Here is a 24197-nt window from a genome sequence, read left to right as displayed (position 1 = left end):
GAAGGAGGCGCATGGTGGCACTACCGGTGACCACGTGGCGGAAATCCGAGAGCCGGGAGGAGGAGCAGGGCCCGGCAGAGGAACATCCGTTGCACGTGGCCAGCAGGCTGCACTCGTTCAACCGGTTCGAGCTCAAGTACCTCGTACCGGTCGAGGAGGCGGCCGAGATCCGGGACGAGCTGGCCGAGCGAATGGACCGCGATCTGAACAGCCCGGTCGGCGGGTACGGCGTGTGGAGCCTGTACTACGACACCCCGCAGCTGCGGTTCTACTGGGAGAAGATCGAGGGCCTGAAGTTCCGGCGAAAGCTGCGCATCCGCCACTACGGCAACCTGGACGGGGTCACCGACGAGGCCCCTGTGTGCGTGGAGATCAAGCAGCGCGTCAACCGGGTCACACAGAAGCGCCGCATCACCCTTCCGTACGGCGTCGCCCGCCAGCTGTGCGACGGCCGGGAGATGGTGGAGCACTCCGCGAAGGAGAGCGCCTTCATCCAGGAGGTGCTCGAACTCGTCGTACGGCTGAATCTCCAACCCACCGCGATCACCGGCTACCAGCGCGAGGCCCTGGTCGGCCGAGACGCGGACACCGGACTGCGGGTGACCTTCGACCGGCGCATCCGTGGCCGGGACCGGGACTTCCACTTCGGGACACCGACCCCCGAGAACCGGTTCACCATCCCGCCGCACCTGTCGGTGATGGAGATCAAGGTCAACGAGCGCACGCCGTACTGGATCACGGACCTCGCGGCGCGTCGGAACCTCAACCTGATCCGGGTCTCCAAGTACGTGCAGTCCATCGAGGCCTTCGGTCTGGCACCCCGGTCCGTGTTCCACATCCACGAGGCGGACCACCAGCCGCCGAACACGTATGCGGCGCACGAAGCGCCCTTGAAAGCAGGAGCACAGTGAACTTCGATCTGCAGGAACTCAGCGGTACGTTCAGCGTTACCGACGTCGTCGTCGCCATGGCGCTGTCGTTCATTCTGAGCACGTTGATCGGCCACGTGTACCGGTACACGCACCGCAACGTCTCCTACAGCCAGTCCTATGTCCAGACGCTCATCATCGTCGGGATGGTTGTCGCCCTGATCATGCTGGTGGTCGGATCGAACCTGGCACGGGCCTTCTCGTTGGTCGGCGCGTTGTCGGTGATCCGGTTCCGGAACGCCATCAAGGAGACCAGGGACGTCGGCTTCGTCTTCCTGGCCATGGCCATCGGCATGGCCTGCGGTGCCCGCTTCTACACCCTCGCCGCCGTCGCGGCCGTGGTGATCTCCGTGGTCGTCGTCGTGATGTTCAAGTTCAACTGGTTCGCCCTGAGCGTCCAGCGCCAGGTCGTCAAGGTCCAGGTCCCCGCGGGCGAGGACTACACCTCGGCCATCCGTGACGTCCTCATCCGGTACACCACGGAGTTCGAGCTGGTGAGCACCGAGACGATCCGCGGCGGGGCGTTGACGGAGGTGTTCTACACGGTGCGCATGAAGAAGGGCACCGAGCCCGGCGACCTGGTGGCCGCGCTGCAGGAGCGGACATCGGGCCAGCGGGTGACCGTGCTCACCGGTTACGACTCGACCGACCTGTGATGGCCGGCGGCAGCGAGGCGGCTCCCCGGCGCAGGCCGCGGCGGCTCCGCGACCGGATCCCCGTACGGCTGCGGCACCACTGGAAGCCGGCCGGCGCCCTCTGCGCGGGACTGGTGGTGATGGTCTACTTCTTCGGCGACGCCCGAATCTCGCCGTACGTCACCTCCTCCTCCCGCGTGGAGGCGGACGCCATCACGCAGAACGTCGAGGGCACGGTCGACCTGTACGACACCTCGGTCTCCCACTCCATCCAACTGGAATACGACCAGACCGACTTCACCAAGATGATGAAGGAGTTCCGCGAGGACGGGACCAAGGACTACATCGAGGCCGACCTCACCATCGACGGGGTCTACCTCGAGGACGTTGGAATCCGCCTCAAGGGCAACTCCACACTGTCGTCCCTGCGCGGAAGCGGCCAGGGCATGCCCGGTGGCGGCCGGACCATGCCCGAAGGCGCCGAGCAGGGCGCCCCGGAGGCGCAGCAGGACGGCGCCACCGGGGGCCGGGACCGCGGCCAGGCCAATGGCGGCGGTCCCGGCGGGGCCGGCGGCATGGGGGGCCTGATGACGAACTACAACCTGTCCGAGAAGAAGCCCGAGGAACTGCCCTGGCTCATCAAGATCGACGAGTTCGTCGAGGGCCGCGCCTATCAGGGCGAGCGGGAGATCTCGCTGCGCCCCGGAAGCAACGGCCAGGTTCCGGTGAACGAGGCCCTCGCGCTGAGCCTGACGGACACCACCGGTCAGAAGAACGAGCGATACGCCTTCACGTCGGTAAAGGTCAACACCCGCCCGGTCGCCACCCGGTTGATGGTCGAGAGCCCGGACACGGAGTACGCGGAGTCCATCGCTGACGGCAACGGCGTGCTCTACAAGGCGCGGGCGGGCGGCAGTTTCGAGTACAAGGGCGACGACCCGACCGACTATGAGGAGTCGTTCGAGCAGCTCAACAAGGTGGGTAGTCAGGACCTGGAGCCGGTCATGAAGCTCATCAAATGGGCAAACGAGGCGTCGGACGAGGAGTTCGAGAAGGAACTCGACCAGTACGTGGACGTCGAGTCCCTGGCGACGTATCTCGCCGCGCAGAACCTGCTCTTGAACTTCGACGACATGGCCGGACCCGGCAAGAACTACCTGCTGTGGTACGACCTGGACACCAAGAAGTTCTCGGTCCTGGGATGGGACTACAACCTCACCTTCAGCGGTGACGCGACCTCGGGCCCGGACGACGACACGGGCATGGGTGGTGCCTTCGGTGGTGGCGCTGGAGATGCCACTGGGCAGGGCCGCCAGGGCACAGGTGGCCAGGCCGCACAGAACACGCCCTCCGGGATGCCGTCAGGAATGCCCGAAGGAATGCCTTCGCGGATGCCCGAGAATCTGCCGGAAGGCATGCCGTCCGGAATGCCTTCCGGTCTACCGGGCGGTCAGAACGGCCAAGGCGGTCAGGGCGGTGAGGGCGAAGGCGGTGGGTTCGCCGGCATGATGGGCCACCCGCTGAAGGAGCGCTTCCTGGACTCGGACACCTTCGATCCCGTCTACAAGAAGGCGTACAAGGAGCTGTACCAGAAGTTCTACGGCTCCGGGACCGCCCTGAAGGCGCTGAACGCCATCGCCGAGCAGGCGGGGAAGGCCGGTGCCGACGGCAAGGAGCTGGACTCCGCCGTCGAGAAGCTGCGAAAGACGGTCACCGAGCGTACCGCGGCGCTGGCCAAGAACAAGGAGGTGACCGGCTGATCACCGGCGCCCGGACGGCAGTCCCCCGTGGGGCGCCGTCCGGGCGTTCGGCACACCGCGAACGCCTCACGAGCAAAGGAAGGTCCATGCCCGTCGCGCCCTCGGCGCTCGCGCCACCCCAGCACAATGTGCTTGTCGTCGAAGATGACCCCAGCATCCGCACCCTGCTCACTTCCGCCCTGCACGCCGCCGGCTACTCCGTGAGCACCGCCGACACGGGCCAGACCGCCATGTTCGAGGCCGGCCGCGGTCAACCCGACCTGATCGTGCTGGACGTCGGCCTTCCGGACATCGACGGCTTCGCGGTGACCCGTCATCTGCGGGCTGAGGGCGTCTATACGCCGGTGCTGTTCCTGACGGCGCGTACGGACGTCGAGGACCGCATCATCGGCCTCAGCTCCGGCGGCGACGACTACGTCACCAAGCCGTTCCACGTGCAGGAGGTGCTGCTGCGCATCCGTGCCATCCTGCGGCGCAGCGACATGCCACCGGGCGGAGGGACCAGGACGCCGCCGCTGCGGTACGCGGATCTGGTGCTGGACCAGCAGACCCACGAGGTGCGCCGGGCCGGTCTGCCCATCCAGCTGTCGCCCACCGAGTTCCGGCTCCTGGTCTGCCTGCTTGCGCAGCCGGAACGGGTAGTGGGCAAGAAGGAGATCCTGTCCGAGGTCTGGCACTACGACTTCGCCGGTGACGCCCGCATCGTCGACACCTACGTACGCAACCTGCGGCGCAAGATAGACCGGTTCGAACCCCAGCTCATCCAGACGGTCCGCGGTGTCGGCTACTGCCTGCGGGCCGCGCGCCCCGGACCGGGGGCGGCGGCGCTGTGAGGCGGTGGCTGCGCCGGCTGAAACCGCGCTCGCTGCGAGCCCGCCTGGTGCTCGGCGTCACGCTGCTGGCCACCTCGGCGGTTCTGCTCTGTCAGGCGGCATCGCTCGCCCTGCTCCACTCCTGGCTGACGGACCAGGTCGACGGGCGACTGACCCGTTTCCAGCTGGTGCCCCAGCTGTATCAGGACGTGGCCGACGGCCGGACGGCGGCAGGGGCGCCCGGCAGGACGGGCGGCCTCCCTTCGGACTACCGGGTGTACTTCTACGACAGAGGCGGCCACCGGATTGCCGTGTCGCTGAGCGGCGACGGGGGGAGTGCCGGGCCGCGACTCCCGAAGTCGGAGGCGGAACTCGGCCTCGAGAACGGCCGACCCGCCACGGTCGCCGCGACCGACGGTGGCAGCACCTGGCGGGTGATCGCCCGGTCCGGCACCGACGGCACCCGGGTCGTGGTGGCGCTGCCTCTGAAGGAGGTGGACGAGGCGACCTCCCGGATGCTGTGGTTCAGCCTCGCTATCGGGGTGGCCGTCGCAGCGGGGGTCGTCCTCTTCGGCACCCTGGTTGTGCGGCTGGGACTGCGGCCGCTGGTCGGAGTCGAGCGCACTGCCAGGCGCATCGCCGAAGGTGAGTTGGAACTGAGCGTTTCGGACCGGCATGCGGTCACCGAGGTCGGCCACCTCAGCCGTGCCCTGAACACGATGCTCGACCGGCTGCGCACCGCGCTGCGTCGCACCGAGGCGTCGGAGCAACGGCTGCGCCACTTCCTGGCGGACGCCGGCCATGAACTGCGAACTCCCCTCACGTCTCTGCAGGGCTTCGCCGAACTCCTGGTGCAGGAGCCGGAGATGAGCCTGGAACGACGCCAGGAGGCACAGCAGCTGATCGTGCGGAACGCCGACCGGATGAGCCGTCTCATCGAGAGCCTGTCCCAACTGGCCAAGCTCGGTGAGGTACCCGCGACGCGGTGGCAACCAGTCGACCTCCTCTCTCTCGTGGCCGACGGTATCGCTGCCGTCGCCGTGCGACACCCCGGGCGCAGCATAGGACTTGGCACTCTCGCCGACCCCGAGGACGACGCCCGCGTGAACGAGCTGGACGTCGTCGACGCCGTCGGCGACCCGCATCAGCTGGCGCAGATCCTGTCGAATCTGCTCACCAACGCGTGCGTCCACACTCCGACCGGGACACACATCCAGGTGCGCGTCGGCACCTCCCGAGTCCGCCCATACGGGCCGGGCACGACTGGACCGGGCCGTACCAGCGCCAACGCGCCGCTCACACTCGGCACTCAGGTCTGTGTCGTCGAGGTCGCCGATGACGGGGCCGGCCTTGCCGAGTCGCACGCGCGGCGGGTGTTCGAGCGGTTCTACCGCGCCGATTCGGCCGAGCGGGCCGCGGCAGCGGGGTCCGGCCTGGGGCTTGCGATCGCCGCCGGCGCCGCGGAGGCCAACGGCGGCCGTCTGGAACTCGAGGCCAGGCCAGGTGAAGGCTGCACCTTCCGTCTGCTCCTGCCGTATCAGCCCGCCGCTGCAGCCACGGCTGCCCCGGCTCCCCACACCTGCGTATAGGACCGCATCGCTACAAAAGGAGTGCCACCGGTGAAGCTCAGCACCGTACGACTGGGACAAGGCCGTACAGCCGCCGCACGTCTGCAGAAGAAGCACTGCGTGGTGCTGCCTTACCCGGACGTCGGGGCGCTGATCGCCTCCGGCGAGAACTGGCGGGAACGAGCCGCTGAGGAAAGCGGTGAACGCCACCGGCTGGACGACATCTCCTACGCGCCCCTCATCACCCGGCCGAGCAAGATCGTTCGTCTCGGACCCAACTATGCCGCACGGGTACGGGAGACGGGCACCTCCTTCCCCACCGTTCCGGTGTTCTCCGTGCGGCAAGGCGGCCAAGGCGTTGCCGGTGCCCGCGACGCCATCTGCCTGCCGGCCGAGGGACGGAACGTGGACTGGGGCGTGGAGTTGGGCCTGGTGATCGGGTGCCGGACCCGTGGGGTCACCGCCCGGACTGCGCTGCGCCATGTCGCGGGGTACACCGTCGTCAACGGCGTGGCCGCGCGCAGCGACTCGGGAAGCGCCCCCGCGCCGGGCCTGTCCACCGACGTCACCCTGGTGGGCCCCGCCCTGGTCACCACCGACGACGTGCCGATGGGCGGCCGGGGTCTGACGATGAGCTGTGTCATCGACGGGCGGGTCCGCCAGAGGGCGAACACCTCACAGCTGATCTTCGACGCCGCCACCGTCATCGCCCATGTCAGCACCACGATCACGCTGCTGCCCGGAGACCTGATCACGATGGGCAGACCGGCCGGACCCGGCACCGTTGGCGAACCCGAGGTCCTTCTGTACCCCGGTGTGGACATGGTCACCGAGATCAAGGGTGTCGGGGAACTCAGGAACTCCGTGGTGCGGTCGGGTTCGCAGTGAACCGTGGGAGCGCTTTCGGCCATAGATCTGACTCACCGTCAGTTCTCAGCGTTCTTTCCCCGCCTCCACAGGCAGGGCGGCAACAGTGAGGCCGCGGCCCGGACCAGGGCCTCAGAGCCGCAGTCTGCCGTCCCCTCACGCCTGAGGAAGCCATGACTCCCACCCCCCACCTCACCGAGACCACCGCCCGCCCGGAGCGCTTGGCCCCGTTCCAGCAAGTCGAGCGGTCCCTTCACGCTCAGGCCGGTACCGCGACGGTCGACATCGTCGTGCCGGTCTACAACGAGGAACGCGCCCTGCCCGGCTGCCTGCGCACACTCCACGCCCGACTGGCGGCGGACTTCCCCTTTCCGTGGCGGATCACGGTCGCCGACAACGCCAGCACCGACGAGACCCTCGCCACCGCCCGTCGCCTCGCCGACGAACTGCCGGGCGTCGGCGTCGTCCACCTCGACCGCAAGGGCCGCGGCCTCGCCCTGCGCACCGTCTGGGGCGCCAGCGACGCGGACATCGTCGCGTACATGGACGTGGACCTGTCCACCGGCCTCGACGGGCTGCTGCCGCTGGTCGCGCCCCTGGCCAGCGGTCACTCGGACCTCGCCATCGGTTCCCGGCTGGCACCTGGGTCGCGCACGGTGCGCGGACCGCGGCGCGAGTTCATCTCCCGCTGCTACAACGGCATCATCCGGCTCACGCACGGCGTCCGGTTCACCGACGCCCAGTGCGGATTCAAGGCGGCCCGCACCGAGGTGCTGAAGCCGTTGCTGCAGGTGACCCGCGACGACGCGTGGTTCTTCGACACCGAGCTGCTGCTGCTCGCCGAGCACAACGGACTGCGGGTCCACGAGGTCCCCGTCGACTGGGTCGAGGACGTCGATACCCGCGTGGACATCGTGGGCACCGCCACGGACGACCTGCGAGGGCTGTGGCGGATGGCGCGGTTCAAGGCATCCGGCGGCGCCCGGGTCGACGTACCGTCTCGCCCCGCGCCGGCCGCCGAGCACCCCGACGCGGTCCTCGCACCCGCCACCCGACGTGGCGCGTTGTCCTGGGAGGTCGGCTGCTTCCTGGCGATCGGTGTCGTCTCCACGGTCGGGCAGGCCCTGCTGTACTGGCTGCTGCGCGGTTGGTGGAGCCCGGCTGTCGCCAACCTGGTTTCGCTGTTCGTCCTCACCGTCCTCAACACGGAGGCGAACCGACGCCTCACCTTCCGGTACTCCACTGCTCCGCCCGCGCGAGCGCACCTGGGCGCCGGGGGCCTGTTCGTCCTGGGGTACCTGGTCACCTCCAGCGCGGTGCTGTGGTTCAAGTGGCTCGATCCCGGGGCCTCGACAGCCGCGGAGACCGCGGTCCTCGCCACGGCATCCGTCGCGGTCACCTGCGTGCGCTTCGCCGTGCTGCGGCTGGCCGTCTTTACCAGCGCCCCCCGCCGTACCCGTTGACGAGAGCGACTTCCGACATGAGCAATCCCACGCACCTCAAGCCCGTACCGACCGCCTCAACAGCCGACGAATCGCCTGCGTTCGTCCGCTCGCTGCCCGCCTGGGCGGCACCGGCCGCACTCGGAGCGATCCTCGTGCTCGCGGCCGTCCTGTACGGCTGGTCACTGGGCTCTCTGGGATGGGCCAACAGCTACTACTCCGCGGCCGTGAAGTCGATGGGGAAAAGCTGGACCAACTTCCTCTTCGGCTCGTACGACCCGGCCGGGGTGGTCACGGTCGACAAACCGCCGGCCGCGCTGTGGCCGCAGGTGATCAGCAGCAAGATCTTCGGGCTGCACGGCTGGGCGCTGGTGCTGCCGCAGATGATCGAGGGCGTGGCCGCGGTCCTCGTCCTGCATCGCACCGTGCGGCGCTGGGCGGGGGAGGGGGCGGCGCTGGTCGCCGCGCTGGTGCTCACTCTCACGCCCATCACCGTGGCCATCAACCGGGACAACAACCCCGACACGCTGCTCGTCCTGCTGCTGGTGTCCGCGGCGTACGCGCTCACCCGCGCGTTGCAGGCCGAGGGCAGGACCGCGACCTGGTGGCTGTGTGCGAGCGGCTTCCTGATCGGGTGCGGATTCCTCACCAAAATGCTCGCCGCCTGGATGGTCATTCCCGCGTTCACTCTCGCCTGGCTCGTGGGAGGAAGCGGCCCCTGGATACCGCTAGTGCGGCGTCTGCTGGGCGCGGGGGCCATCCTGGCGGCGTCCTCCTTGTGGTGGGTCGCCATGGTCGCCCTGTGGCCGGGCGACCGCCCCTACATCGGCGGCAGCAAGGACGGTTCGGCCTGGGATCTCGTGGTCGGCTACAACGGGCTGGGGCGTGTCTTCGGTTCGAGCGACGGGATGTCCCAGAGCATGGGCGGGTTCGGCGGCGGGTTCGGTGGTGAGTCCGGCCTGGGCCGTTTGTTCAACGCGCAGGTGGGCGGCCAGATCAGCTGGCTGCTGCCGGTCAGCGCACTGGCCTTGGCCGTCGCCCTGGTCGGCGTGGTGATGCGCCGACGCGGCCTGCTGTCCGCCGACGCCCTGCTGCCGGCCTCCGGCTGGCTGCTGTGGGGGACCTGGCTGGTGGTCTGCGCGGCCGTGTACTCGACACAGAAGGGCATCTTCCACCCCTACTACACCACTCAGCTCGCTCCGGCGATCGCGGCCCTGTGCGGCGGACTGATCGCCGCCCTGGCCCGTGTCCACCGTGCCGGTGTGCGCTGGGCGCCCCTGGCGGGCGTGGCCGCGGTCGTGGTAAGCGCGGTCTGGGCGGTGGCACTGGTCCGCCGCGACTCCGACTGGAACGGCTGGCTGGTGTGGCCGGTCCTGCTGCTCGGCTGCGCCGCGGTCGTCCTGCTGCTCCTCGCGCGGCGGCGCGGCCGGCTGCTGACGGTCGCCGTGGGTGCCGCCGTCGCGTCGGTCCTGGTGGCCCCGGGAGCGTGGGCGGTCAGCGTACCGGGCTCGACATCCGCGATGGGCGGCTCCAACCCGACGGCCGGTCCGATGACGTTCGGCGGGGGCGGCCGGATGCCCCGGCAGAGCGGGAGCGACGGCGACCTTCCGTCGTCGGGGATGCCGTCGGGCTTCCCTGGTGGTGACGCCCCTTCGGGACAGTCCGGTCAGCCCTCCTCCGGCGATGTTCCTTCGGGAATGCCGTCAGGCATGCCGTCCGGTATGCCCACAGGGGGAGCGAACGGCATGCCCGGAGGCTGGACTTCGGGAGACAGCGGCATGCCGTCGTTCCCCGGCGGCGGTTCCGGGAAGGCCCCCAGCGGACGCGGCGGCTTCGGCGGCGGGGAACTCACCAACGAGCAGCGCAAGATCCTCGACTACGCCGTAGAGCACGCACCTCACGCCCGCATCAAGCTCGCCGTCGAAGGCGGTGCCATGGCGGCCAGCTCCTTCATCCTGGGCTCCGACGAGACCGTCATCGGCATGGGCGGTTTCACCAGCAGCGACAACGCGCCGTCGGTGGACCAGTTGAAGGAGTGGACGAAGAGCGGGGAGCTACGCTACGTCCTGGGCTCCGACACGAACAGCGGCGGCAGGCCGGGCATGACCGGGTCCCGCAACTACAGCAAGCAGCGTTCCGACTGGATCGCCGACAACTGCACCAAGGTTCCGGCATCGGCGTACGGCGGCACGTCGTCGAAGGAGAGCAGCGGTAGTGCGATGGGCTTCGGAGCAGGAGCCGACGTGCTGTACGACTGCGCCGCCACGTAGGCGACGCCGGAGCAACGGGTACCACCCGGGAGAACGGACCAGCATCACGTCATGACCGAGCAGTCCGCAACGCCTCGTCCGCGACATCGGCTTCTCGTGGTCGAGGACGAGCCCAGCATCCGCACCCTGCTGGAGGCGACGCTCCGCCTGACCGGATACGAGGTGAGCAGCACCGACACCGGACAGTCCGCCCTCGTCGAGGTCGAACGCCTGCGACCGCACCTGGTGCTGCTCGACGTGATGCTGCCCGACCTGGACGGCTTCGAGGTGACCCGCAGGCTGCGGGCGGCCGGTGACGAATGTCCGATCCTGTTCCTGACCGCCCGCACCGGCACCGACGAGCGCATCCAGGGCCTGAGCGTCGGCGGCGACGACTACGTCTCCAAACCGTTCAGCATCGAGGAGGTGCTGCTGCGTATCGAGGCCATCCTGCGCCGCACGGCACCGGTGGAGGCGGCACTGCCACCACCGAGCGTCCTGCGCTACGCCGACCTCGAACTCGACGAGGGCGCTCACGAAGTGCACCGCGCGGGACAGTACATCGCCCTGTCCCCGACCGAGTTCAAGCTCCTGGCCTACCTCCTGTCCAACGCCGGCCAGGTGGTGAGCAAGGTCCAGATCCTCGACCACGTCTGGAGCTACGACTTCGCCGGTGACGCCAGGATCATCGAGACGTACGTCCGCTACCTGCGCAGGAAGATCGACTGCTTCGAGCCGCCGCTCATCCAGACCGTGCGCGGCGTCGGCTACTGCCTGCGGCTGCCCCGCGACCACGAGGGGACGCCGGAGCAGTGATCCCCCGCCTGCCCCGGCCACCCGGCTCACTGCGCCAACGACTGATCCTCGGCGTCACCGTCCTCGCCACGGCGGCGGTTCTGACCTCCCAGGCCATCGGCTACGTGGTGCTCCGCTCCTGGCTGCTCGATCGCGTGGACCAGCAGCTGGTGGAGTTCCACCCCCCGACCCCGGCCTTCTATGACGCCCTCCGTGGCGCTTTCCCCGCGTCGGACGAGCGTCTGGACGTACTGCCGTCGGATTTCCACGTCTACTTCTACGACTCCTCCGGGCATCGCCTGAACAACTCCCTCGGCACGGAGGCAAAGCCGGGGCCTCGGCTGGCCGATCAGGCACAGGACCTCGGCTTGCGGGACGGGTACCCGGAAACCGTGTCCGCCACCAGCGGTGACGGCCACTGGCGGGTGTTGCTCAATCCCGGCCCGGACGGCATGAGCGCGGTGGTCGCCCTGCCGCTCGACACCGTCGACGGCGCCACCTCGAAGCTGCTGTGGCTGAACGCCGTGCTGCTCGCTGTCACGATCGCCGGCCTGCTCGCCCTGGGCCGGTGGGTGGTCAGGCTGGGACTGCTGCCACTGACCAGGACGGAACGAACCGCCCAGGACATCACCGCGGGCCGACTCGACCTGCGACTGCCGGACACCGACCCGCGCACCGAGATCGGACGGCTCGGCCGGGTGTTGAACTCCATGCTCGACCGGCTGCAGTCCGCCCTGCTGGCACGAGAGGCCTCCGAGGCACGGCTGCGCCGGTTCGTCGCGGACGCCGGGCACGAACTGCGCACTCCGCTCACCGCCATCCAGGGGTACGCCCAGCTCGCACTGCGTCCGGAGCGGCGTCCGGAGCGTGAGCTACGGGAGGCCAACCGGTTCATCGCGCAGAACGCGGAGCGCATGAGCCTGCTCGTCGACGACCTCCAACTGCTCGCCACCCTGGACCGCGAACCCTCCTACCGCAAAGAACGGGTCGACCTGCTCGCGCTCGCGGCGGACGCGGTGAGCGCGGCCGCCGTCCACAGCCAGTCCCACCCCGTCGACCTCGGTCCGCTGCTCACTCCGGCCGATCCGGGCGGCACCGAGGAACTCGACGTGGCCGAGACCGTCGGCGACCCGCGCCGACTGGGCCAGATCCTGGAGAACCTGCTGTCCAACGCCCGCATCCACACCCCGCCGGGCACCCGTGTCCACGTACGTGTGGGCACGACAGAGACCGGACCCGGAACCGGCGGCACCGACCGGCCGGGACGCACCTCGGCCTCGCCGCCACTCCCGGAGCGCCTCCCGGTCAGCGTGATCGAGGTGGCGGACGAAGGACCGGGCCTCGCCCCCGTCGACGCCGAGCACGTCTTCGATCGCTTCTACCGGGCCGACCCCGCCCGTTCCCGCAGCCACGGCGGGAGCGGCCTCGGCCTCGCCATCGCCGCGGCCATCGCCCAGGGCCACGGCGGCCGTCTCGAACTCGACACCGTCCCGGGCGAGGGCTGCACCTTCCGCCTGGTCCTCCCCGCAGCCGACTTCGGGCAGGGCCGTCGACGTTGATGCCTTGCTGCCCGAGCGCCCCACTGCTCGGAAGAATCAGAGGGCGAATTCGTCGGCGTGCCGGCCTGCGGCGGGACGTGGCTCCCACGCCACCTTCTTCTGATGTGCCGCTGCGAGGGCCCGGCTGCTCGCACCGTACCGGAGGGATCTGACAGAGCCGGCGTACGGAAACCGAACGGCCGCACGGGCGTATCGGGTGGCGATCCCGCGGAAGCCCTTGAGCCTGTTGAAGCAGCGCTCAATCATCTTGCGCCGCCGATAGGTCTCCCGGTCGAACCCTGGCGGTCGGCCGCCGTGGCGTCCGCGCCTCAGCCGGTGCCGTTGCTGGTCGGTTTTCTCCGGGATGGTGCGCGCGATACCGGACACGCACCGCGGGCACACGAGGTCCACGACACGGCAGCGCAGTGCCCGGCGCAGCCGGAGCCCGGGCGGTGCCGGCCACCCACGGCAGTGGCGGCGCACCGTAGGCACTCCAGTGCCCAAGAGCGCGGCGACCAGAAAGGCGTTGCCGGCGTAGCGGGTCAGGAGGAACGCCATCTGCGCCTGGTGGCCGGCCGGGAACCGGACCGCGAACCCGGTGCGCTCGCCGGGCTGGAGGAGGGCGTCGTGGCGGATGGTTCCACGCCGAGCGGGTACGGCCCGCGGGCTTCCGCGACGGAGTGACCGGGGCGCTGCGCCGGCACGGGCGGCTGGTGGGTCTGGTGCATCTGTCCGCCACGGGCGTGAACGCGTACGACACCGACGCGCGGCAGCTGCTCGCGTCCGTCATCCCGGCCCTGGCCGACCCGGTGCCGCGGGCCGACGACCTGGAGGGCCTCGGGCGGGAGAGCGCGGCGAGCCTGGTGGCGGACGGATCGGTGATCGACGTGCCGGGGCAGGAGCGCGAACGAGCCGTGCGGGACACGGCGTTCCATGAGCTGCTGCGGGCCTTCGCCGACGTCGGCGGGCGGCGGTTGCGCCTGCTGTGGCCGGCCGAGGGGGCCTGGCACCGGGTCGTCCTGCACCGCCACCGGTCGGTGCCGGTCGCAGACGCCGTGCTGGTGTGTCGAGACGCCTACTGAGCTGCCGTACGGACTGAGCCCGAGGGAGCTGGAGGTGCTCACCCGGGCGGCCACGGGCCAGACCAATCAGGCCATCGCCCAGGCGTTGTTCCTGTCGCCACGGACCGTGCACACCCACGTGGAGCACCTGCTGCGCCAGACCGGCGCCGCTTCCCGGGCCGAGGCCACGGCCCTCGCGGTCCGTGACGGGCTGCTGCTCCCGGCCCCGGAGCAGGTGGTCCGCTTCGTGGAACGGTGAGAGCCTGTGCCGTACCGGCGGTATGACACAGGATCCGAGCCGTCCGGGGGCCGGGCGTCGCCGCCGTTGCGGGGTCAGGAGGTCAGGGCCTCCACCCGCCGCATGACTTCGCGGCAGAACGCCCCGACGCCGTCCGCGTCGTCGACGAACTGGTTGGGCTTGATGCAGAAGGTGGTGAAACCGCCCTCCAGCTGCTCGGGAATGGAGGCGAGGGCGGCCCCGAGATCGGCCGGCGAGTGGTCGTCCGGAAACACGGCCCGGGTGCCCCCGATCATCTCCAGGTCGGCGACGTCCCGCCCGGCCGCGGCCATCGCGTCCTTGAGGGCCCGGAGGTCATCGGGCGTGGGCCGGCCGAGCGGGTGGAAGCCGTGACCGTACTGTACGAGCCGTCGCAGCACCGGGCCGTGCAGGCGCTGTCCGCCGAACCACAGCCGGGGGCCGTCGGGCCGGTACGCCTTGGGCTCGAAGTAGACGTCCTGGAAGGGGTAGTCCGGGCCGTCGTGGGACAGGGGCGAAGGACCCCACGCCTTCGCCCAGACCTCCAGATGTTCGTCGAGCAGCCGTCCCCGGCGGCCGAACGGCACACCGAGGGCCTCGTACTCGTCCCGGCTCCAGCTCACCGTGGGCTGCACCACCAGCCTGCCCTCACTGATCAGGTCGAGGGTGCCGAGTTCCCGGGCGAGCACCAGCGGGTGCCGCAGCGGGGCCAGGACGGCCGCGGCGGCCAGCCGGAGGCGCTCGGTGACCGAGGCGATCGCGGCCAGCAGGAGCAGGGAGTTCGGCCAGGGGGTGTACGGGTCCTGGTTGCCCGGCAGCGCGTACTCCCGTGGGTTGCCCATGATCCCGTCGGCTCCCGCGTCGGGCCCGAGGACGATGTGCTCGCTGACCATGACGGAGTCGAAGCCGGCGTCCTCCGCCTCGCGGGCCCACCGTACGGCGGTGGGCAGGTCGGCCCGGCCTCCGGTCAGGGTCCAGTTCTCGCTGAGGACGAGCAGCATGCGGGGGGTGCGGGAGCGGGGACCTGTCATGTCCGGTTGCCCTTTCTCTTCGTACAATTTGATCGCGAACGACATGAAGGAGCCGCCCGTGCCCGGTCAGCGATCCATCACCGAAGCCGAGAAGCTCGCGGAGGCGAAGCTGGGGGGCTTTCCGATCCGCCGGGACCAGATGGCCGCCGTGGCGAACATCTACCGGGCGGCCTCCGCGGTGCGGCAGCATCTGGAGAACTCGGTGCTGCGCGGTTCGGACCTGACCTGGACGGCGTTCGTCGTGCTGTGGGTGGTGTGGGTGTGGGGTGAGTCGGAGACCCGGCATGTGGCGGAGGAGGCGGGGATCTCCAAGGGCACGCTGACGGGTGTGGCCCGCACCCTGGAGTCCCGTGGGCTGGTGCGGCGGGCGGGTCATCCGACCGACGGGCGGCTGGTGCTGCTGAGCCTCACCGACGAGGGCGAGGAGCTCATGCGGCGGGTGTTCCCGGCGTTCAACGAGGAGGAGGCCTTCGTCACCGCGGGTCTCAGCGACGCCGACTGCCGCGGCCTCGCGGAGGGGCTGCGCCGGGTCGTGATGCAGGTGGAGGAGAACGGCGAGGAACGGCGTCAGGCGCTCCTGGACGGCGCCGAGCCCGCGCCGCGGCGCAGCGGGCGCCGGCCGCGGAGCTGACACCGGTCGGCCTCAGGCGGTCTCGGCGGCGGCCCGTACCAGCGCGTCGAACAGCGCCTGCTGGACCGGGTCGTCGTGGGCCGTGTCCTCCGGGTGCCACTGCACGGCCGTGAACCAGCCGCGGGAGCCGGCCAGTTCGACCCCTTCGACGGTGCCGTCCGCCGCCGTGGCGGTGACGGTCAGGCCGGTGCCCAGGCGGTCGACGCGCTGGTGGTGGTAACAGGACGCGTCCGCCTTCTCGGCTCCGACGGCCAGGTGCAGCGTGCTGCCGCGCTCGATGGTCACGGGGTGGACGCGGTGCCGGTGGTCGCGCTCCGGCCCTCCCATGTCCTGTTCGAGGGTGCCGCCGAGGGCCGTGTTGACCACCTGGAGGCCGCGGCAGATCGCCAGCATCGGCAGGCCCAGTTCCAGGGCGGCACGGGCGGCGTCGAGATCGAAGGTGTCCTGGAGGTCGTCGACGTCGTAGACGGTGTCGTGGATGTCGGTGGCGCCGTAGCGCCGCGGGGCGAGGTCGCCGCCGCCGGGCAGGAGCAGGCCGTCGAAACGGGTGAGGCGGGCTGCCGTCCCCTGGTCGGCGGGATGGATGCTCACCGGTTCGCCGCCGGCCCGCCACACGGCCTCGATCAGCATGCGCGCGTTGACCTCGGCGGCGAAGCGCAGGGCGGAGGTCGTCGCGGAGAAACGGGCCGGGACGGCTATCAGGGGGCGCGTCACAGCTGGATCCAGGTGGTCTTGAGCTCGGTGTACTTCTCCAGGGCGTGGGCGGACTTGTCGCGGCCGTTGCCGGACTGCTTCATTCCGCCGAAGGGGACGGTCAGGTCGCCCTCCTCGTAGCAGTTGACCCAGACGGTCCCCGCCTTCAGGGCCCGCGAGACGCGGTGCGCGGTGGACAGGTCGGAGGTCCACACACCGGCGGCGAGACCGTACTCCGTGTCGTTGGCCAGCCGGACCGCCTCGTCGAGGTCGCCGAAGGTCAGCACCGACAGCACCGGTCCGAAGATCTCCTCCCGGGCCAGCCGCGTCCCCGCCCCGACCTGGTCGAAGACGGTCGGCTCCAGGAAACTGCCCCCGGTGTCGGCGAGGACGCGCGAGCCGCCGGTCAGCAGCCGGGCGCCCTCCGCCAGGCCCCGGTCGACGTGCTCGCGGACCCGCCCGAGGTGGTCCTCGCCGACCAGCGCGCCCATCTCGGTGGCCGGGTCCAGCGGATCGCCGACGCGCAGCTCGCGGGCCCGGCGCACGACGGCCTCGGTCACCCGGTCGGCGATCGAGGAGTGCACCAGCAGCCGGGAGGGCGCGGTGCACATCTCGCCCTGGTTGAAGAAGATCCCCCAGGCGGCGGTGGCCGCGGCCCGGTCCAGGTCGGGGGCGTCGGGCAGCACGATGTTGGGGGACTTGCCGCCGAGTTCGAGCCAGACCCGTTTGAGGTTGGAGTCGGCCGCGTACCGCAGGAAGTGCCCTCCCACGGCGGTGGAGCCGGTGAAGGCGAGCACGTCGACGTCCGGGTGCAGGCCGAGTGCGCTGCCCGCGGTCGGGCCGTCGCCGGTCACGACGTTGAGGACGCCCGGGGGCAGTCCGGCCTCGGTGGCGATCCGCCCGAGCAGCAGGGCCGACAGCGGCGAGTGCTCGGAGGGTTTCAGTACGACCGTGCAGCCGGCCGCGAGCGCGGGGGCGACCTTCCAGCCGGCCAGCGTGAGAGGGAAGTTCCAGGGGACGACCGCTCCGACCACGCCCGCCGGTTCCCGGGTGACCAGGGCCAGGGCATCGGCGGCGGTGTGCGGGGACTCGTCGGTGAGCTTGTCGGCGAGCTGTCCGTACCAGCGGAAGGTGTTGATGACGGCGCGCAGTTCGATGGCGTAGGCGTCGGTGATGGGCTTGCCCATCTCCAGGGTGACGGTGAGGGCCAGCTCCTCCCGCCGCTCTTCGAGGAGTTCGGCGACGCGCACCAGGATCCGGCCACGCTCGGCGGGGGCCAGGCGGGGCCAGGGCCCTGAGTCGAAGGCGCGGCGGGCGGCGGCCACGGCGAGGTCGACCTCATCCCGGGTCGCGTCGGCGACGTGGGCGAGGATCCGGCCGTCCCGGGGTGAGACGACGGGGAAGGTGGTGCCGCCGCCGGGCTCGTCGGTTCCGTCGATGTGGTGGTGAGCAGGCAGGTCGAGGGCCTTGGCGCGGCACAGGAGTTCGTCGTGGGTGGCGTCCAGCATGGGTTTCCTCGTTCTGGGGCCCGGCTCCGCACGGGGGCCGGGCCGGGTGCGGACGGGTCAGCGGGTGCGGGACAGCCGGGCGGTTCCGGCGCCCAGCAGCAGGACGGCCGGGACGGCGAGGGCGAGCCAGGTGGCCGTGGCGGTGTCGCCGCCGATGAGGGTCGTGAAGTTGGCGAGGACGACCCAGATCGCGCCCGCGATTCCGACGGCGCCGAGGGCGGGGGCGATCAGGGTGTGCCACAGCCGGGTGTCCAGCCGTTCGCGGCGGAAGAAGGCGATCACGGAGACCGAGGTCAGGAAGTACAGCAGCATGCAGGCGAGGACGGCGACGCCGCTGAACCAGGAGAACAGGGTCAGGACGGGGTCCTTGCCCGCCAGGGCGAACGGCATGACCAGCAGTGCCGCGATCGCGGTCTGCACGAGTCCGGCCGCCTGCGGTGACTGGCGTCGGTTGAGGGTGCTCAGCCGGGCGGGCAGCAGCCCCTCGCGGCTGAGGGAGAACAGGTAGCGGTTGGCGGAGTTGTGGAAGGCGAGGATGCCGGCGAACAGGGAGGTGGCCAGCAGCATGGGGAGGACGTCGTTCACCCAGCCGCCGAACTGGTCGGCGATCGGTGCGAAGACGAACACGGTGGAGTCGCCGCCTTCGAGCGCCGCGCCCGCGGCCGCGGTGGCCTTCGAGGGGCCGTAGGAGGAGATCAGCATCCACGAGACGACGACGAAGAACCCGGTGACCACCGCGACCGAGAGATAGGTGGCCCGGGGCACGGTCTTGTGGGGTTCGCGGGCCTCCTCGCCGTAGATGGCGGTGGCCTCGAAGCCGAACATCGAGGCCACCGCGAACATCAGTGCCACCCCGGGCGCGCCCTGGGACGCGGCGCTCGGCGAGAAGGTGTCGGTGAGGCCCAGCCCCTCGGGCCCACCGCCCCTGACCAGGGTGACCAGTGCGAAGACGAGCAGGATGCTGAACTCGGCCAGGACGAAAAGGGCGAGCACCCTGGCGCCGATCTCGATGCCGGCGGCGCCCAGCAGCTGGACGACGATCATGGTGACCAGCGCCCAGATCCACCAGTCGATGCGGACGCCGGCGTAGTGCTCGGCCAGGGCGCTGACGGTGGCGCCGTAGAGGCCGTAGATCGCGGCCTGGACCGTGCAGTAGGCGAACAGGGCCACGGCGGCGCTGCCGCTGCCGGTGGTCCGGCCGAGGCCCTTGCCGATGTACGTGTAGAAGGCGCCCGCGTTGACCACGTGCCGTCCCATGGTCACGAAGCCCACCGAGAACAGCAGGATCACCGCGCCGGCCACGGCGTAGGCGGCGGGGACGCCGGGACCGTTGCCGAGGGCGACGGCGATGGGGACGGCACCCGCGATGCCGGTGAGCGGTGCCTGGGCGGACAGGACGAAGAAGAGGATGCCCAGGACACCGAGGGCGTTGCGCTTGAGGGTTGCCGGGGCACGGGTGCCCTCTTCCGGTTTCGAAGAGGTGTCGACCGTCTGACTGTCCACGCGGATCACCTGCTGAGGGGAGGGGGACGAGAAAGAGAGGGAGAACTCGTTTTGGGTCAAACGAGTTGCCTCATGGTGGGTCGGAACTATCCATCTGGCAAGGGGGTGAAAAGGAAATTTACGCGAGCGGTACCCGCGTCAGCGCCGCGGCCGATCGACGGCCTGCTCAGCGCTCGCCGAGGCCTCGCAGCAGGGACCGCAGTTCCGTCAGCGCGGCCTCGGTGTCCGCACGGCTGCCCATCCCGGTCAGCTGATGCAGCACAAGCCCGTCGAGCGCGGCGAAGACGAGCCGGTTGAACGCCGGACTCACCTCGCCCTCCAGGATCCGCTCCAGCTCCCGCCGGGCCGCGCCGAAGTACTCGTCGTACAGCCCACGCACCTGCGGCAGCAGTCCGGGGCGGCGGCGGGCCTCCAACAGCAGCTCGTACTGGTACGCCTGGAGATCGGCGTCGTCCTCCACCATGCCGGTCAGCCCGCTGACGAAGTCCTCGGGCCGTCCGGTGCCGGGTTCCAGAAGGCTGCTGCTCAGGCTGGTGCGCACGGCGTAGGCGAGGGACTCCTCGATCAGTGCGTCGCGGGAGCCGAAGTGGTGGACGACGAGGCCGTGGGTGACACCGGCCTCCTCGGCGACGGCACGGTAGGTGAGGTGGCGCAGACCGCGCCGCCCGACGACCCGGACCGCGGCTTCGAGCAGCGCCTCGCGCCCCTCTCCGTAGCCGAGCCGCCTGCGCGACCCCGCGCGGGAGTCCTGCGGGGTGTCGGCGGCCTCGGTCATGGTCGCGACCCTACCCGGCCCGGATTGCGGCGCCTACCGGCGGGGCGCACGGATGCCGCGGAACTCCCAGTCGCCGCCGAGCGCGGTGGACAGCACCTCCTCGGACTCCGTGGGCTGGGCACCGACGTCGGTCCGGATCGGGGTGGGGCCGGTGACGATGTGGTTGGTCAGCCTGCCGAGACCCTCGACCTCCACCTCGACCACGTCGCCGGGCCGCACGGGACGGGAGTTGGCCGGAGTCCCCGACAGCAGGACGTCGCCGGGGTGGAGGGTGATGGTGCGGGCGATGTCGGCGACGAGGTAGTGCATGTCCCACTTCATCTCGTCGGTCGAACCGTCCTGCACCACCTCGCCGTTGACGTACGTGCGCAGGGTCTTGCCGTGGAAGTCCCAGTCGGTGACGAGCCCCGGGCCGAGCGGGCACAGGGTGTCGGAACCCTTCACCCGCAGCATCGACCCCGCGTCGGTGTCACGGAAGTCGTGCAGCCCGTAGTCGTTGGCGACGGTGTAGCCCGCGATGTACTCCCCCGCCTCCCGCGGGGAGATGTTCCGCGCGGTCTTCCCGATGACGATGGCGACCTCGCCCTCGTAGTTGAGCCACTTGCAGCCCTCGGGGCGGACGATCGCGCCCCGGTGGGAGTTGAGGGCCGAGGTCGGCTTGTGGAAGTAGGTGGGGGTGTCCGGCAGGTCGATCTGGAACTCGTCGACGCGGCTGCGGTGGTTGAGGTGTACGGCGATCACCTTGGAGGGGACGACCGGCGGCAGGTGCCGCGCCTCGTCGGTCTTGACGCGGCGGCCGTCCCCGGCGACGAGTTCGTCCCCGTCGACGGTGACCTCGACGGCGGCGCCGTCGAGGAGGATGCGGCGGTACTCGGGCATGACAGGCTCCTGGATACGACTCGGTACGGCTGTCCGGACTCAGCTGTTCGGGGTGCTCGGTGCGGGCGGGCCGTCGCCGGTCCAGCCCTCGGCGGGACGGTCGAACCACAGGTGCACCTGACCGGTGCCGACGGAGTTCTCGTACTCCCCGTACTGCCGGGCCTTGGCCACGCACCGGTGCTCGCCGAGGGCGCCGGCCATCATCAGGTAGTGGAAGAACTTCGCCTCGGGCTTGTACTTCCAGAACTCGTCCATGGTGTCGAGGACCTTGTCGTGACGGCCGTCCTTGAACCAGGCGATGCGCTCGTAGTCGGCTTCCCGCGCCTGAGGCGTGAAGATGTGCACCGGGTCGCTGGCCTCGTGGTCCCTCAGCTCGCGCAGCGGCCAGAAGGTGTGCGACAGCGCACCCGAGGCGATCACCAGTACCCGCCGTCCCGGGGTGGCGGCGATCCCGTCGGCGAGCGCGCGCCCGAGCCGCAGATGGTCCTCCATGTCACCGGTCTGGCACACCCCGATGCTCACCCACCGCTTGTCCGGCAGCCCCTCCCCCAGGAACTTCCAGAGGTTGATGGTGGCGTAGTAGATCGGCAGGTACTCGTCCTCGATCGCGGTGATCCAGGTGCCGTGTTTGTCGGCGAACCGCTCGATGCCGGCGGCGAGTTCGGGATCGCCGGGGAAGTCGTACGGCATCCGGCACATCCCCCGCGGCAGTTCCTCGGAGGTGAACAGGCCCGCCCGGCGCTGCTGGGCGGTGACCACGAACTCGACGGTCGTCGCCCAGTGGGAGTCGAGGACGACGACGGTGTCGTAGTCGTCCCGCTCGAAGACGTCCCTGCGGAGCTGCCGAAGTCCGGTGACGAGGGTGATCTCCTTGCCCTCGTTCAGCTCCAGCCGGTCGGCCTCCGGGAGCACGATGGTGGGGACATGGGCGAGGAGACCGGCCCCGACGATCTCACCCATGGTTCCGGCTCCATCCGTTCGGGGCGGTCACGGTGTTCTTGACGTCGCAGTAGAAGTCGAAGCTCCAGGTGCCGCCCTCGCGGCCGACGCCGGAGTGGCGGGAGCCGCCGAAGGGCGCCCGCAGGTCGCGCACGAAGAAGCAGTTGACCCAGACCGTGCCGGCGACCAGCCGCGCGGTGACGCGTTCGGCGCGCTCGGAGTCGCCGGTGGCGAGGGTGGCGGCGAGCCCGAAGCGGGTGTCGTTGGCCAGGCGGACGGCTTCTTCCTCCGCCGCGAAGGTCTGCAGGGTCAGGACAGGCCCGAAGACCTCCTCCTGAACGATCTCCGAGTCCTGGGCGACACCGGTGAGCAGGGTGGGCGCGTAGTACTGCCCGTCCTTGCGGTGCCCGCCGATGACGGCCCGGGCCCCGTCCGCGATCGCCCGCCGCACGAATCCGTCGATCTTCTCCAGCTGACGGGGATGGATGGTGGGCCCGATGTCGGTGGCCGCCTCGCGAGGGTCGCCCTGTTTCAGAGCCGCGGCCTTCTTGACGAACCGCCGGGTGAACTCCTCGGCGATCGCCTCCTCGACGAGGAGCCGGGTCGCGGCCAGACAGACCTGCCCCGCGTTGTCGTACTGCTCCACCGCGAGGTCGACGGCGAGGTCCAGGTCGGCATCGGCGAACACCAACAGCGGGGACTTGCCGCCGAGTTCGAGGCTCAAAGGGGTGAGATTGGGGGCGGCCGATACGGCGATGCGCCTGGCGGTGGGAACCGAGCCGGTGAAGCTGATCCTGCGCACGTCCGGGTGCGAGGTGAGGGCGTCGCCGATCTCGGAGCCGTAGCCCTGGACGATGTTCAGCACGCCTGCGGGCAGCCCCGCCTCGGCGGCGATGTCCGCGAGCAGGGACGCGGTCAGCGGGGACCACTCGGCCGGCTTGAGGACGACGGTGTTTCCGGCGGCCAGCGCCGGGGCGACCTTCCAGGTGGCCAGCATCAGGGGCGCGTTCCACGGCGTGATCAGCACGCAGGGGCCCGCGGGATCCCAGGAGACGTGGTTGGTGTGGCCGCGGGTCTCGAAATCGTCATGGTCCAGCTCGAGCAACCAGTCGGCGAAGAAACGGAAGTTGTGCGCCACGCGGGGCATCACGCCCCGGCGGTGCGAGCGCAGGAGGGCGCCGTTGTCGGTGGTCTCGACGATGGCCAGCTCTTCGGTGCGCTTCTCGACGCCGTCGGCGATGGCGTGCAGGATGCGAGCCCGTTCGGCGCGGGGGGTGGCGGCCCAGGCGGGGAAGGCGGCCTTGGCGGCGGCGACGGCGGCCGCTGCCTCCGTCGCGGTGCCCCGGGCGATCTCACCGATCGTGCCGCCGTCGATCGGCGAGAGGTCGGTGAACGTCTCGGTGGAGGCGACGCGTTCGCCGCCGATCCAGTGCCGGGTGTCGATGGCGACCCCCGCCACCGTGAGGGTGTGCTCGGTCATGTCCGATCTCCAGGTCCTGTGTTGTAGGGGGGTCACTCGGCTCCGGAAGCGCCCGACTCGAGCAGGCGGCCGCCGTCCCACACCACGCCGACCTGGCGGTAGTAGGCGGCGATCGGCTCCCGGATCTCCAGCCGGGCCAGCTCCTCGGTGGGCGCCTCGAACAGCTCCAACTGGGCCTCCCCCACCCATGGTTGACCGCCCTCGAAGGAAGCCGCCCCGGACTCGATCAGCTCGTCGAGCGCGAGCCCCTTCCCCTTCTCGATCGACGGCAGCCACCGGTGATGGGCCATCGGGTGGCCGTTGACGAACCCGTTGGCCTCCGACGGCTCCCGGAGTGTGACCACCGCTTGGGCGAGCCGCCGGTCCGCGGCGGCGAGCGTCGCACCGAACCGCGCCCCGGGCTCGATCCGGGGGGCGGGACCGTAGGGGTGGGGCCGGGTCTGGTGGATGGAGCCGAGCTTCTTCGGGTAGCCCTGGTGCAGACCGCGCGCGATGGCGAAGTCCTTGTCGACCCAGATGTACACGCAGCGCGAGTACGTCTGCCCCCGGTACGTGCAGCGCACGACCGCGAACGCCTCCTTGTACTGGGAGAGCACGGGATCCAGCAGTTCGTCACCGGAGGCGGAGCAGGACTGCCAGTCGGCCCAGATCAACGCGACCGCGCCGGGGTCTTCGTCGGCCAACTCCAACGGTTCGGGCAGCAGTTCACGCACCCGCGCCGGATCGGTCCGGTACTCGACGGTGAGCAGATCACCGGAGTAGCGCCACGGAGGCGGCGGAATCAGCGACGAGGAACCGCTCGCCGTCTTGGGATGGAAGTAACCACGGACAGAGGACATGGCGGAC

At 70.4% G+C, this 24197-nt stretch carries 22 protein-coding genes and 1 pseudogene; 13 read left to right on the top strand and 10 right to left on the bottom strand.

Features of this window, described 5'->3' with window-relative positions; genetic code table 11:
- Nucleotides 1-95: 95 nt before the first annotated feature.
- The 10 genes from ACZ49J_RS25325 to ACZ49J_RS25280 all read left to right on the top strand — a co-directional run bounded on the left by ACZ49J_RS25325 (nucleotide 96) and on the right by ACZ49J_RS25280 (nucleotide 12616).
- Nucleotides 96-911: a VTC domain-containing protein gene (locus tag ACZ49J_RS25325; protein WP_467451836.1), complete on the top strand. Its 816-nt coding sequence runs from the start codon at nucleotides 96-98 to the stop codon at nucleotides 909-911.
- Nucleotides 908-1585, top strand: coding sequence for a DUF4956 domain-containing protein (locus ACZ49J_RS25320; RefSeq protein WP_031480877.1), 678 nt, complete (start codon nucleotides 908-910; stop codon nucleotides 1583-1585). Before ACZ49J_RS25325 ends, ACZ49J_RS25320 begins: the two co-directional genes overlap by 4 nt.
- Nucleotides 1585-3324 (top strand): CotH kinase family protein, encoded by a 1740-nt coding sequence (locus ACZ49J_RS25315; RefSeq protein ID WP_467451716.1) that lies wholly within the window; start codon nucleotides 1585-1587, stop codon nucleotides 3322-3324. Before ACZ49J_RS25320 ends, ACZ49J_RS25315 begins: the two co-directional genes overlap by 1 nt.
- 86 nt (nucleotides 3325-3410) lie before the next feature.
- Entirely contained in the window at nucleotides 3411-4157 is a 747-nt protein-coding gene (locus ACZ49J_RS25310) for a response regulator transcription factor (RefSeq protein ID WP_467451717.1), read from the top strand.
- Nucleotides 4154-5725 carry a sensor histidine kinase gene (locus tag ACZ49J_RS25305; RefSeq protein WP_467451718.1) on the top strand — a complete coding sequence of 524 codons (1572 nt, stop codon included), beginning with the start codon at nucleotides 4154-4156 and terminating at the stop codon, nucleotides 5723-5725. The genes ACZ49J_RS25310 and ACZ49J_RS25305 overlap by 4 nt, the downstream gene beginning before the upstream one ends.
- 30 nt (nucleotides 5726-5755) lie before the next feature.
- Nucleotides 5756-6592 (top strand): fumarylacetoacetate hydrolase family protein, encoded by an 837-nt coding sequence (locus ACZ49J_RS25300; RefSeq protein ID WP_467451719.1) that lies wholly within the window; start codon nucleotides 5756-5758, stop codon nucleotides 6590-6592.
- Nucleotides 6593-6744: 152 nt separating this feature from the next.
- Nucleotides 6745-8034, top strand: coding sequence for a bifunctional glycosyltransferase family 2/GtrA family protein (locus tag ACZ49J_RS25295; RefSeq protein ID WP_467451720.1), 1290 nt, complete (start codon nucleotides 6745-6747; stop codon nucleotides 8032-8034).
- Between the two features lie 17 nt (nucleotides 8035-8051).
- Nucleotides 8052-10283 carry an ArnT family glycosyltransferase gene (locus ACZ49J_RS25290; protein ID WP_467451721.1) on the top strand — a complete coding sequence of 744 codons (2232 nt, stop codon included), beginning with the start codon at nucleotides 8052-8054 and terminating at the stop codon, nucleotides 10281-10283.
- Nucleotides 10284-10334: 51 nt separating this feature from the next.
- A complete protein-coding gene (locus tag ACZ49J_RS25285; RefSeq protein ID WP_467451722.1) occupies nucleotides 10335-11078 on the top strand; it encodes a response regulator transcription factor in 744 nt (247 codons plus the stop codon).
- The gene (locus ACZ49J_RS25280; RefSeq protein WP_467451723.1) at nucleotides 11075-12616 is read left to right on the top strand and encodes a sensor histidine kinase; all 1542 of its coding nucleotides are present in this window, start codon (nucleotides 11075-11077) and stop codon (nucleotides 12614-12616) included. Before ACZ49J_RS25285 ends, ACZ49J_RS25280 begins: the two co-directional genes overlap by 4 nt.
- A 168-nt stretch (nucleotides 12617-12784) precedes the next feature.
- Here the strand turns inward: ACZ49J_RS25280 and ACZ49J_RS25275 are convergent.
- A pseudogene (locus tag ACZ49J_RS25275) lies at nucleotides 12785-13033 on the bottom strand (hypothetical protein); the annotation flags it as partial.
- Nucleotides 13034-13275: 242 nt separating this feature from the next.
- Here ACZ49J_RS25275 and ACZ49J_RS25270 point away from each other — a divergent pair.
- A complete protein-coding gene (locus tag ACZ49J_RS25270; protein ID WP_467451724.1) occupies nucleotides 13276-13677 on the top strand; it encodes a hypothetical protein in 402 nt (133 codons plus the stop codon).
- A gap of 34 nt (nucleotides 13678-13711) precedes the next feature.
- On the top strand, nucleotides 13712-13915 hold the full coding sequence (locus tag ACZ49J_RS25265) for a response regulator transcription factor (protein WP_467451725.1): 204 nt from the start codon (nucleotides 13712-13714) through the stop codon (nucleotides 13913-13915).
- 74 nt (nucleotides 13916-13989) lie between these two features.
- Here ACZ49J_RS25265 and ACZ49J_RS25260 read toward each other — a convergent pair whose 3' ends face one another.
- Nucleotides 13990-14943 carry an LLM class flavin-dependent oxidoreductase gene (locus ACZ49J_RS25260; protein ID WP_467451726.1) on the bottom strand — a complete coding sequence of 318 codons (954 nt, stop codon included), beginning with the start codon at nucleotides 14941-14943 and terminating at the stop codon, nucleotides 13990-13992.
- A gap of 58 nt (nucleotides 14944-15001) precedes the next feature.
- Between ACZ49J_RS25260 and ACZ49J_RS25255 the strand changes: the two genes are divergently transcribed.
- Entirely contained in the window at nucleotides 15002-15574 is a 573-nt protein-coding gene (locus ACZ49J_RS25255) for a MarR family winged helix-turn-helix transcriptional regulator (protein WP_467451727.1), read from the top strand.
- 12 nt (nucleotides 15575-15586) lie between these two features.
- On the opposite strand, the gene ACZ49J_RS25250 is transcribed toward ACZ49J_RS25255, so the two are convergent.
- The 8 genes from ACZ49J_RS25250 to ACZ49J_RS25215 form a co-directional block, all read right to left on the bottom strand.
- Entirely contained in the window at nucleotides 15587-16288 is a 702-nt protein-coding gene (locus tag ACZ49J_RS25250) for a gamma-glutamyl-gamma-aminobutyrate hydrolase family protein (protein WP_467451728.1), read from the bottom strand.
- Nucleotides 16285-17775, bottom strand: a complete 1491-nt coding sequence (locus ACZ49J_RS25245) for an aldehyde dehydrogenase (RefSeq protein WP_467451729.1) — start codon at nucleotides 17773-17775, stop codon at nucleotides 16285-16287. Before ACZ49J_RS25245 ends, ACZ49J_RS25250 begins: the two co-directional genes overlap by 4 nt.
- Nucleotides 17776-17832: 57 nt before the next feature.
- Nucleotides 17833-19278, bottom strand: coding sequence for an APC family permease (locus ACZ49J_RS25240; RefSeq protein ID WP_467451730.1), 1446 nt, complete (start codon nucleotides 19276-19278; stop codon nucleotides 17833-17835).
- A 166-nt stretch (nucleotides 19279-19444) separates the two neighbouring features.
- Nucleotides 19445-20053, bottom strand: coding sequence for a TetR/AcrR family transcriptional regulator (locus ACZ49J_RS25235; RefSeq protein ID WP_467451731.1), 609 nt, complete (start codon nucleotides 20051-20053; stop codon nucleotides 19445-19447).
- A 33-nt stretch (nucleotides 20054-20086) separates the two neighbouring features.
- Entirely contained in the window at nucleotides 20087-20932 is an 846-nt protein-coding gene (locus tag ACZ49J_RS25230) for a fumarylacetoacetate hydrolase family protein (protein ID WP_467451732.1), read from the bottom strand.
- Nucleotides 20933-20971: 39 nt separating this feature from the next.
- The gene (locus tag ACZ49J_RS25225) at nucleotides 20972-21892 is read right to left on the bottom strand and encodes a 3,4-dihydroxyphenylacetate 2,3-dioxygenase (RefSeq protein WP_467451733.1); all 921 of its coding nucleotides are present in this window, start codon (nucleotides 21890-21892) and stop codon (nucleotides 20972-20974) included.
- Nucleotides 21885-23351, bottom strand: coding sequence for an aldehyde dehydrogenase (locus tag ACZ49J_RS25220; protein WP_467451734.1), 1467 nt, complete (start codon nucleotides 23349-23351; stop codon nucleotides 21885-21887). Before ACZ49J_RS25220 ends, ACZ49J_RS25225 begins: the two co-directional genes overlap by 8 nt.
- 32 nt (nucleotides 23352-23383) lie before the next feature.
- Nucleotides 23384-24190: an acetoacetate decarboxylase family protein gene (locus ACZ49J_RS25215; protein WP_467451735.1), complete on the bottom strand. Its 807-nt coding sequence runs from the start codon at nucleotides 24188-24190 to the stop codon at nucleotides 23384-23386.
- Between the last annotated feature and the right edge of the window lie 7 nt (nucleotides 24191-24197).

It is taken from the genome of Streptomyces sp. NPDC030840 (assembly GCF_055572015.1).
Note: the sequence above shows the minus strand (reverse complement) of the source record. Positions and strands in the feature narration are given on the sequence as shown.